The following is a 10,495-nucleotide window of genomic DNA, read 5'->3' on the forward strand; positions in this document are numbered from 1 at the left end:
TGCGATGGCTACCAGCCCCTATCCTCTCGTTGCTCCAGAAATAGCCGGCTCCCCCTCTCGGCCTCGCATTGTGGCGGCTCTCTCTGGGGGGGTAGACAGCTCCACGGTGGCGGCCATTCTCCACGAACAGGGCTATGCCGTGGAGGGGGTGACTCTCTGGCTGATGCGGGGGAAAGGCCAGTGCTGCACCGACGGCCTGGTGGACGCCGCCGCCATCTGTGAGCAATTGGGGATCCCCCACCATATTGTGGATAGCCGCGAGCTGTTCCAAGCCAACATTGTCGATTACCTGGTGGCCGGCTATGCGGACGGGATCACACCGCTGCCCTGCTCGCAATGCAACAAGCTGGTGAAGTTTGGTCCCTTGCTAACCTATGCCCGCGAGACCCTGGGCATCTCTCAGATTGCCACCGGCCACTACGCGCGGGTACGTTTCAACAGCGAGCTGGGGCGATATCAACTGCTGCGGGCGGTGGATCGGCAGAAGGATCAGTCTTATTTTCTCTACGACCTCAGCCAAGAGCACCTGGCCCACAGCCTCTTCCCCTTGGGCAACTACACCAAGGCCCAAACCCGCCAGATTGCCGCGCGCTACGGCTTGGTTACGGCAAATAAGCCCGAAAGCCAGGATCTGTGCTTGATCGAGACCTACGGCTCGATGCGCAACTTTTTGGATCAGCACCTGGGTCAAAGGCCGGGGGAAATTGTCGATACCCAGGGGCGCGTGCTGGGATCCCATCAGGGCATTCACCACTACACTGTTGGCCAGCGCAAGGGGCTGGGCATTGCCTCTTCCCGCCCGCTCTATGTAGTGCGCATCGATGCGGCCATGAACCGCGTGGTGGTGGGGGAACGGGAAGAAGCCACCCAAGCCGAGGCCTGGGTGCGGCAGGTGAACTGGGTCTCGACCCCTGCGCCGGACGAGCCCTTAGCGGTAGAAGTGCAGGTGCGCTACCGTACCCCCGCCGTGCCGGCCACCTTGATCCCGGAATCGCCGGAGCGGGTAAAGCTGCAGTTTGCCGAGCCGCAGTTTGGGGTCACTCCTGGCCAAGCTGCCGTCTGGTACCACGGGGATCTCCTGCTGGGGGGAGGGATCCTGGAGCGCCCTTCTCCCTAGGCCAACTGCAACTTCCCTCTCGCCAGGGGGGAAGGATTGGGGGTGAGGGCAAGCCAAACTACGCTGCTTGCGCTTGCAGCTGCTGCAGGGATCGGAACAGGAGCACCGTGTAGACATTGAAGATAGGCGTGACTGCCGTGAAAGCGGTAAACCCGACCACAACTGCTAAGAGAGCTACCATAGGCGCCCAAACCAGAAGCGCAAGTCCTATGATGTCGGTATTACCCCCAGTTACAACTGCAGCTAGGGTAGCTCCCAAGATCGCCACAACAAAAGGCAAAAGCAGGATTGAGATGCCGAAGATCAAAACCACGACCAGGAATGCCCAAAACACCCCCCACCAACGGCCCCTGACCAGGTTCCAACTGTAGCCCAACCCTTCTGTGGCACCCTTGTCCTCCAGGGCAATTGCGCAGAGGGTGAAAGCTAGCCTTACCCGGCAATAGATGCCGGGAAACACAAACAGCTGCATCCCTAGTGAGGAAATCAGATTCACCAGGAGGCTGCCGAATATCAGAGGCACTGCCTTAGAGAAAGCCTGATCCAAGCTATTGCCCAGCAAGGGAGTTCGCTGCTTCAAGTGCTGATCCACCAGCCAAAAGGCTGCTCCTGTCAAGATGGGCGCGCCGACTAGGACATAGGCCAGGAGGAGCAAGGAGAGGATCATCCCGAGGGAAGGTGAGGTCAGACCTACAACGAAGAACGCGATATGGCTAGAAGAGGTCAGGATCAGCAGCGGCCAGTAGATGGGACCTACCAACTCAAACGACCGCCGCAAGAGCAGAATCGGGCTAAGGGTGGCGCTTTGCATGGCAGAGGGATCCTCGTGGGCAGCCCAGTCCACCCCCTTCATACCACGGGATCTCACCTAGGACATCTCGGGTTGAGCCGAAATCCCAAGAAGGGATCCCTTCTCATCTCAAAGCTAGGCACGGGGAGCACCCTTTTTGCTATCCCCAATGGGGGCAAAAGCGGAAACTAGGAGGCTGCTTGCCCCTTCAATCGTTGCAGGGATCGGAACAGGAGAACCACATAGACCCAGAAGATGGGCACAACGGCTGTGGCAGCAGCAGCCGCAACCATTCTCACCCCAAAGTCGCCAACATCAGCCACAACTATGACAAATCCAACTATCAATACACCCGCAAAACCAAGAATCAAGCCCAGGACCAGAAGGGCCCAAAACACGCCCCACCAACGACCTTTGACGAGATTCCAACTGTAGCGCAGCCCTCCTGTAGTTCCTTGATTTTCTAGAGCAATGGCACAAGGTGTGAGGGCCAGCTTAACCCCTACATAAATGCCTGGAATGATCAGAAAGATGGAGGCAAGGCAAGAGAGGAGTGCTGCTAAGAGGGTGCTCAGAACTAGAGGCACTGCCTTCGAGACCGCTCGGTTGAGGCTGTTGCCCAGCAGGGGAGCTTGCCGCTTCAGGTGCTGATCCACTAGCCACAAGGCTGCTCCGCCTAGGATCGGTGCAACAATGCCATAGGCCAGTCGGAGGATCCCCCCGAGAAGTGGGGTCAGCTCCGTGACGATGGCCAGAATAAAGCCTGGAGAGGCCAGGATCAGCAGCGGCCCATAGATAGGGCCTACCATCTCGAACGACCGCTGCAGGAGCCGGATGGGGCTGAGGGTAGCGTTTTGCATGACAGAGGGATCCTCGTGGGCAACCAAGTCCACCCCCTTCATACCACGGGATCCCAGCTTTGTTGCTGGGAATAGGCTTAAGAAAGTCTGTATTGCTTTGTACAGATTTACGCCGATTTTTGGAGAATCCACGCCGCTGCCTGTTCGCCGCTGCGCAGGGATCCCTCGAGGCTGCTCTGGTGGGTGTATTCCCCGGCCCAAAGGAGGCCCGGCAGGCCGCTGTAGGTGAGAACCAAATGCTGCTGAAAGCCGGGCGGCTGCACAAACTGGGCAAAAGGGATCCGATACACCCGCAGCAGGCGCCATTGTTCCAAGGGGGCTTTGGGAAAATAGGTCTGCAGCTCGGCCCGGCAGGCTTGGGCCAGCTCTTCATCGCCCAGAGGGGGATTTCCCAGCACCGTCACCGAATAGAGGTGCTGGCCAGCAGGAGCCAGCGCCGGGCTGAGGTGGGTGAGCTGCACCCAGTGGTTGATCCAGCCTTGGCCGCCGGCGTTGAGGTACAGATAAGGGCCGCGAGTTAGGGAAAAGGGGGCGCAGAAGTAAAGGCAGGTCACCGCTCGTCCCTGGGTGGGGATGGGTACAGCGGCGTGGGGGCAGAGCTCCGCTTGCCAGGCCCGCGCTTGAGGAGCATCGGTGGCGCAGACCACCCACTCGGCAGGGATCTCCTCGCCGTCGGCGGTGCGGATCCCGCGCACTTTCCCGTCTTCTGCCAGGATGCGCTCCACCGGGGTTTGGTAGCGAATCTGTTCGAGGGACAGGTGACCGGCCAGTTGTCGGGCCAGTTCTCCCATGCCCAAGGCCGGGGTGACAATGGATCCCTCGGCCATCATCTTGAAATAAAAGGCAAAGAGGCGGGCGCTACTGCCCAGATCCGGATCTAGAAGGATCCCGCGGAAAAAGGGGTAGAAAAAGTGCTGGCAGATCTGTTGGGAAAAGCCGTACTGCTCCAGAAACTCCCGCAGCGAGCAATCGGATCCCCCTAGCCCTTCTTGAAAAACCTGCTCCGGGCTGCGGCGCGCCAGCTCGGATCGCAATTGCAGCACCTTGAGCTTGTCCCCAAAGCTGGCCAAGGGGTTGAGCAAAGAGGGGAGAAGGCTGGACAGATCCCGTAGGGGATCCCCCAACAGCCAGCAGCGACCGGGTTGAGCCAAAATAGCGCCGGGCCGGTAGGGACGGGGATCGAGCTTGCCCAGATCCAAATGCTGTCGCACTTTGGGATAGGCGGTGAACAGCACCTGAAAGCCGCGATCCAGGCGAAAGCCATCCACCTTGTCGGTACGCACCCGCCCCCCAGGGCCATCGCTTTTTTCCAAGACGAGAACATCCCTCTGGCCCGCTTGGGCCAGCACCTTGGCGCAGGTCAAGCCGGCCAGCCCCGCCCCGATAATGACTACTCTGCCCATGCTCTGCCGGGATCCCTCCTCCGTCGAGTATTCTACCTGGCTTGATTCCTCAAGGCTGAGTCCCCTTCTCCGCTTCAGAGGCGGGATGTTCTGGCCCCCAGATGCGAATGGCGCCATCGGCGCCGCCGCTGAGAAGGGTCTGACCATCGGGGCCGAACAGCAGAGCGCTCACCATCCAGGTCTGGCCGCCCAGAGTGCGCAACTCTTTGCCGCTGCGCAGATCCCAGAGTTTGATCTGCTGGGCGCGGTGATCGGTGCTGCTGGCCAGCAAGCGACCATCGGGGCTGAGGGCAAGGGTGGCCAAGCCGGATAAGGGCTGGGGCAGGGTGCGCTCCCGGGATCCCGTGCCCACGTTCCAGATCCAGATGCCGGAAGCGCTGGCGGCGAGCAAGTGGCGGCCATCGGGGCTGAGGAGCACCTGCTCGATGGGGTAGTCGGCTTCGAGGGTTTTCAGCAACGCTCCACTCCTGGGATCCCAGAGATAGACGGCGGGATTCCCATTGGCAGCCACCAGGATCCAGGGCGAGCTCCCTTCTTCCGCCAACCCAGAGGGAGCAAAGGCCACTGCCGTAATGCCTGCCCCTTGGGTAACCGGGTAGGCGGCGCTGTCGATGGTGCGCACCAACTGGCCGTCCTCGGCTTGCCAAAGGCGGATGGTACGGTCGGCGCTGCCGCTGGCGATCCAACGGCCATCGGGTCTGATGGCGACGCTGTTGATCAAGTCGGTGTGTCCTTGCAATTGCAGCCGTGGCACCCCCTCCCCCGACCGCAGGGCGGGATCCCCTAGAGCAGCCAGATCCCAGACCCGCACCGTCTTGTCTGCCCCTCCACTCACCAAAAAGGTGCCATCCGGGCTGATGGCCAGCGTCTCAATCGAGCCTTCGTGGCCTGTCCAGCTCTGCAGTAGTTGGCCGGCCTGGGGATCCCAAAAGCGGATGACGCCGTCATCCCCCCCGGCAACCAGGAGATTTCCATCCGGGCTGATGGCCAGGGCGGTGATGGCGGCGGGACCTTCCAGCTTGGCCTTGAGCCGTAAGGACTTGGCCCAATCTGCCAAGTCGAGGGCAGGGCTTCCAGTCTTGGAGGGATTGGGCGGCTGCTCTGTGAAGCTGAAGCTGTTGGGCCCAGCGGATCCCAAATTTGCCATTGTTCCCGCGGGCGGGACAGAGTCCCTAGGCACAACTGCCTTCTCTCCCCACCGGCTAAGGTTGGCCGCCAGTTGCCAGGCAGCAACTCCGAACAAAACCAGCAAAGCCGCCAGGCTGCTCCCCGCCCAAAGCGGTGGGATCCAGAAACGCGCCCGCAACGATACGGGAGAGCGCGGCGGCGTAGTCGGCTCCTGCCAGGGATCGACGGCAACAGGGTCGGGCAAGATCTCAGCGCCGGGAGAGACACCTTCTGCCAGAGACAAAGCCTGCAAGGCAGCCAGAGCTGCCGCTGCCGAAGCAAAGCGCTGCCGCGGGTCGCAACCCACCAGGCCATCCAAAAAAGCGGCGAAAGGAGCGCTGGTAGGAGCCAGATCGTGCCAGCGCAGCTCTCCCGTCAACGGATCGCGAAACAGCTTGTGGGTCGGGATCCCTGAGAGGGCTTGCAAGGCGAGGAGGCCCAAGGCATCGAGGTCGCCGCCAGCAGAGGAAGCCTCCAATCCAGAACCGGCAGAGGCCATAGCTTGGCCCAAGCCCAATACCATCCAACGGCCATCGGACTGTCGGCAGAGCAAGCAAGAGGGCCGCAAATTGCCGTGGCTCACCCCCTCACCCTGCAGAAAGGCTAGAGTCTGCAACACATCTTGCAAAAAGGCCCGCACCTCCACCTCTGACCAAAGCTGCCCTTGCTCCGTGGTCTGGCGCAGGGCCTGTTCCAGTGTCTGCCCCTGGATCCACTCTTCCACCCAGTAAAAGCCCTCTTCCTCCTCAAAATAGGCCAGCAGGCGCGGGATAGCGTCATGGGATCCCAGGCGTTCCCGCAGCGCCATTGCCTGTTGAAATCGCTGCCGGGCAGCAGAGGGCTCTTCCCCCTTGGGAGAGCGAGGTTGCCAACGCCTGATCACCACCCAGCTCTGTTCGGGGCAATGGCCATCTTGGGCCAGGTAGGTTTGCCCGCTGGATCCCAGTTCTTCTAGGATCTGATAGCGGCCAGCCAAGGTTTGCCCTACCATAAGGACTCCGGTCGCTCCAGGCAGATGTGGCTCACCCGTGGCCTATCCTCGGCCAGGCTACCAATTTTTGCTTCTGACCCATCATGCCACAGTGAGAAAACAGGGTCTAAGGTAACCCCCTCGGCAAGAGATGAGGTTTCTGGCTACTCGAGGCGGGAGAGATGGAGGTGACCTCCCTTCGGAAGAAGGAGATCTAGATCAGGCGCGAGAACCTAGGACTCAACCCTCCCCCCCAATTGGCGGCCCGCCCAAGGAAAATCCTCTACACTAAATAGAGCGAGTACAGGCAAAACCGCGTCCATCCTATTGTTTGCCGGTCTGTTCTCCAGGCTGGCCTCCCTGGCACCTTATGTCTTCTGTCAACCCGGCCTTGCCCATTCAGTGGATCGATGCGGATTCGGGAGAAGTGGTGGAGGAATGCCCCTGGGAGAGCAGCCCCCATCCGGGTACCTACATCCAACTGGCCGAGCAGCACTACCTAATTTTGGAAAAGCGTCATTCCTACCAATTGCGGCAGGGCAAGTATCACCTCTGCGGCATCCGCGCCCTCATTCGCCCGGTGAGCCCACCTCCCGAAGCAGGCCAGTTTCTGGGGGATCCCTCCTGCCGCTTCAACGCCCGCTCGCCCCTGTTGCGCTGCGCCGTCAACCCCAGCGGGCCCTGCCAGGGGTGTCGCCACTACGAGCCGGCCAAAGGGCGTTAGCTTTCCAGCTCCAGCGCCAGCACCTCGGTCAGGGCGCGGTTGGTGTTTTCCCGGAACTCGGCCACGCTCACCCGTCCCAGCAAGTACACCGCCAGCAGCATCACCGCCGCCTCCACCCCAAAGACGGTGGCATAGGCCAGCACCGAGGAAGTGGGGAAGAGGAGCCGCCCCAAATCCAGCAAGGCGCCGCCAATGAGGGTAGAAAGCGCCTGCGACATCGCCTGGGCCAGGCCCCAAGCCCCAATAAAGGTGCCGGCAGTCTCAGCCGCTGTCAAATCCAACATCAAGCTGATGGCGCCGTTGGTGGTGATCCCGGAAGCTAAGCCGAACAGGATCATGCACAGTTGCAGCAGCCGCGGCTCGCCCGTAAACCCTGAGGCAATGGTTAGGCCAAAAGAAAGGGCCACCAGCAAGCAGCCCAGGCGGGTGGTGGTCTGCTTGCCCAACTTGGGCACGATGAAAAATCCGGTCACCACAATTCCCGCCAAAATGCCCAGGCTCCAGAAAGCGTTGAGCTGGGTACTTTGGGATACGGTCATGCCGAACACCTCGCCGCCATAGGGCTCGAGAACCGGCTGTTGGATGAACAGGCCCATGGTCATCAGGGCCAAAAAGCCGAAGAAGATCACGGTTTGGCGGCTGGCGGTGAGCACCTTAATGGCCGTGCCCAGGGTGATCTGGTCTTCCCGACCCACCAAGGTGGAACGGGATCCGTAGCGAGAGTAGCGTTCTTCCACCCCCCAGGTGGCGATCACCCCCAGCAGGATCACCACGGCAGGGATGATGATGAAAAGGCGGTTGATCGTGCTCTGTAAGTTCTCGGCATCCAGGCCGCGCAGCAGCACCGCCGAGCCAATCGCCCCCCCGGCGATGCCCACCATCAGCATCGACCAGACGATCCCCACCAACTGGGAGCGGTTGTGCTCATCGGAAACATCCACCAGCAGCGCCGCAAAGGGCGTGGAGCAGGCGCTCAGACACAGCCCGTAGAGAGCAAACATCAAGGCAGCCAGAGCAATCCAGCCGTAGGTAGCCGGCGACCAGCCGATGTTGGCAAAGCTCTGCCCCAAGCCCCACACCACCTGCACCGCCAAGAAGATGCACAGGGCAAACAACACCGATCCCAGGCGCACATAGCCGCTGCGGTGCGTCCCCAACAAAGGCTTGGCATCGGAAAGCTGCCCAAACCAGACGCGGGCTGGAGACACCAACTGGTGCATGGCCAGGGATCCCCCCACCACCGTAGCCGGGATGGCCAGCAGCTCCGGGTCGATCATGACCCGGTTGAGCACCCCCAACGTCAGCAGCGACATCATCCCCAAGCCCATCTGAAATAGGCCCAGGCGAAACATAACCAGCAAAGGCAAGGGGGGCGCCGAAGGCTGAGGCTGTGAAGAAAGGGCGGTGGCCGCCGACCCGTTGACCTCAGGATCCCGCTGAATATTGGCCATGACCTGTGATGCTTCATGCAAAAGCCCTACAGCTTTTTATGGTAGCCCAGGCAGCCGGGGATCCCGGAAAAGGTATGGGATTGCCGAAAGCGAAACCGCCGCACCGGCTCTCGGTAACCGAGTTAGGGCCGGAGCATCGTTCCCTGCTAGCCTGTTGCCGCTGGTTTTGGCGGGAGCAAGTCGCAAAATCTTTCCGCGCCGGGGTTTCTCTACTACACTGACAACTGACCTGGTGCCAAGCGAAACGGGCCTTCCTGCCGCTGCGCTCGGCAAGTCAGCATTTGCAGACACAACAAACCCAATCTCGATCCTGTTTGAGACCGAGAAGCTCGTCCATAGCCAGCTTTTGCTCAAGTCGGCGAGGAATTTCTCCGGCAACCCTATGGCTGACGCAGTCCCAGTTCGGCGCTACGACCTGTTTGTGCAAGCCTCGCGGCTGCTGCAGCGTTACCGGCAGTTGACGCCGGAACTGCGTCCAATAGGAGTAGAAGTGGCCCTGGCCATCCAGTACCATCGCGCCCAGGCCGGCTCGGGATCTCTTCTGCCGGCGGTGGGATCCCCTCATGGCCTGCCTCTGCAGCAGGTGGCCCAGCGCATTTGCGACCCGTTTTACAGCAAAGTCCACCCCCTGCTGCCCACCCTGCCGGAGACGGGGGAGCCCTTGGTGTGGCCCCTGTTTAACCAAGGGGAAAACGGCCTTGTCCAACCCCTGGCGCCGAGCAAAGTGGGCGGCAAATTGGCGGAACGGCGCTGGCTTAAGGCTTGCAACAGCCAGGAGGGCATTGGTTGTCATGCTTTGGCCGCCCATCTGTGGCAGGACGAGCGTTTTCTGGCCGAAGACCGGGATCTCTGTCCTTTTCGCCTCTACGACGGGCGCTACCCCTTGAGCGTGGATCAGGGGCGGCAAACCTGTGGCTTCGACGACCACCCCTGTGGCTGGCAGGCGGGACACCCCAAAATGCTGCAGGTGGTGGGCAAGGGCAAACAGGCGGAGATTTTGCTCCCCCACTGGACTGACGCGATGTGGGCCATGCTGATCCCGCCCCATCGCCCCCTGCCCATCTATCCTCTGCTGGTGATGCTCTACTTTGGCCAGGAGACTCTGCAAAAGGGGCGCAGCAGCCTTTCGGTGGAGCAGTTTCGCCTGGATTTTCAGTTCAGCCACTCCCAACTCAAGCTGTTGTTTGACACCCACCCTGAGCACCCTCTCAATCGCCATCTGCTCGCCCTGGCTGCGCAGCCGGAGGTGGAGTGGGGATCCGCCGAGCTCCTGCCTCCTATGCCCCCCCTCTTGCATCACCCTGCTGGGGGCAAGGTGGTTTTGGATCCGGATGAGCCGCCCCAGTTTCGCAGCAGCGGGATCCCTGCCTGTGCCGGGACAGACCCGCTGATGGCAGAGCGCCGCCGTCGCCGTCAGTTGGAGCGCAGCGAACGCCACAACGAGATCTTGCACCACTTTCGCCGCTGGTTCCGCCTGGCTGGGCTGGAGGTGCGGGAAGACCAGCACACGTTTGACTTTCTGGCGGTGGCGGATGGACACCTGCTTTTGGCCGAGGTGAAATTGCTGCACCACAAAGATGCCGCAGAGGCGCTCCAGGAGGTGGTGGGGCAATTATTTTACTACGAGCGCTTTGCCCTCACCCCCTGGATCGAACAGGGCTTCTCCGTTCAGAAAGCCGCCGTTTTCGACGGGCCGCCGCCGGATCCCTACATTCGATTTCTGGAAGACCTGGGCATTGCCACCTACTGGATCAACGAGCAGCAGATGATCGACGGGCCGGAGAGCTCGCTGCGCCTGTTGCGCCAAATGGAGGTGCGGGTGCGGCCGGATCCGGAGTTGGGGGATTAGCCTCTTTTCCGGGCTCTGGCCTAATGGAGAGGGATTCTTAACCACCTCTTTACTCAGGTTCTCCCCTGAGGGTGGTACAGCCTGTTAAGGGCTCAAGGGGTACAATAGCAGCACTTAGCAAACCAACTTCGGAAGGAGGATGGATTGATCAGTAGTAAAGAAGT

At 61.0% G+C, this 10,495-nt stretch carries 8 protein-coding genes; 3 read left to right on the forward strand and 5 right to left on the reverse strand.

What is annotated here, in order from left to right:
* Window positions 1–4 precede the first annotated feature (4 nt).
* Window positions 5–1,117, forward strand: coding sequence for a tRNA 2-thiouridine(34) synthase MnmA (gene mnmA, locus ACVWXC_RS11590; RefSeq protein WP_011428970.1), 1,113 nt, complete (start codon window positions 5–7; stop codon window positions 1,115–1,117).
* A 58-nt stretch (window positions 1,118–1,175) separates the two neighbouring features.
* On the opposite strand, the gene ACVWXC_RS11595 is transcribed toward mnmA, so the two are convergent.
* The 4 genes from ACVWXC_RS11595 to ACVWXC_RS11610 form a co-directional block, all read right to left on the reverse strand.
* Window positions 1,176–1,985: a glycerophosphoryl diester phosphodiesterase membrane domain-containing protein gene (locus tag ACVWXC_RS11595; protein ID WP_457392858.1), complete on the reverse strand. Its 810-nt coding sequence runs from the start codon at window positions 1,983–1,985 to the stop codon at window positions 1,176–1,178.
* Window positions 1,986–2,095: 110 nt separating this feature from the next.
* Complete coding sequence (locus tag ACVWXC_RS11600; protein ID WP_457392861.1) at window positions 2,096–2,809, reverse strand: hypothetical protein; 714 nt, start codon at window positions 2,807–2,809, stop codon at window positions 2,096–2,098.
* 65 nt (window positions 2,810–2,874) lie between these two features.
* Complete coding sequence (locus tag ACVWXC_RS11605) at window positions 2,875–4,170, reverse strand: FAD-dependent oxidoreductase (RefSeq protein ID WP_457392864.1); 1,296 nt, start codon at window positions 4,168–4,170, stop codon at window positions 2,875–2,877.
* Between the two features lie 49 nt (window positions 4,171–4,219).
* Entirely contained in the window at window positions 4,220–6,328 is a 2,109-nt protein-coding gene (locus tag ACVWXC_RS11610) for a protein kinase domain-containing protein (protein WP_457392867.1), read from the reverse strand.
* Between the two features lie 349 nt (window positions 6,329–6,677).
* Here ACVWXC_RS11610 and ACVWXC_RS11615 point away from each other — a divergent pair, with 349 nt between their 5' ends.
* Window positions 6,678–7,031 carry a DUF6464 family protein gene (locus ACVWXC_RS11615; protein ID WP_071813485.1) on the forward strand — a complete coding sequence of 118 codons (354 nt, stop codon included), beginning with the start codon at window positions 6,678–6,680 and terminating at the stop codon, window positions 7,029–7,031.
* Here the strand turns inward: ACVWXC_RS11615 and ACVWXC_RS11620 are convergent.
* The gene (locus tag ACVWXC_RS11620; RefSeq protein WP_457392870.1) at window positions 7,028–8,482 is read right to left on the reverse strand and encodes a BCD family MFS transporter; all 1,455 of its coding nucleotides are present in this window, start codon (window positions 8,480–8,482) and stop codon (window positions 7,028–7,030) included. The two genes, ACVWXC_RS11615 and ACVWXC_RS11620, sit on opposite strands and share 4 nt — an antisense overlap.
* 382 nt (window positions 8,483–8,864) lie before the next feature.
* Between ACVWXC_RS11620 and ACVWXC_RS11625 the strand changes: the two genes are divergently transcribed.
* Window positions 8,865–10,331 carry a hypothetical protein gene (locus ACVWXC_RS11625; RefSeq protein ID WP_011428963.1) on the forward strand — a complete coding sequence of 489 codons (1,467 nt, stop codon included), beginning with the start codon at window positions 8,865–8,867 and terminating at the stop codon, window positions 10,329–10,331.
* Window positions 10,332–10,495 lie beyond the last annotated feature (164 nt).

It is taken from the genome of Thermostichus sp. OS-CIW-20, from assembly GCF_054061455.1.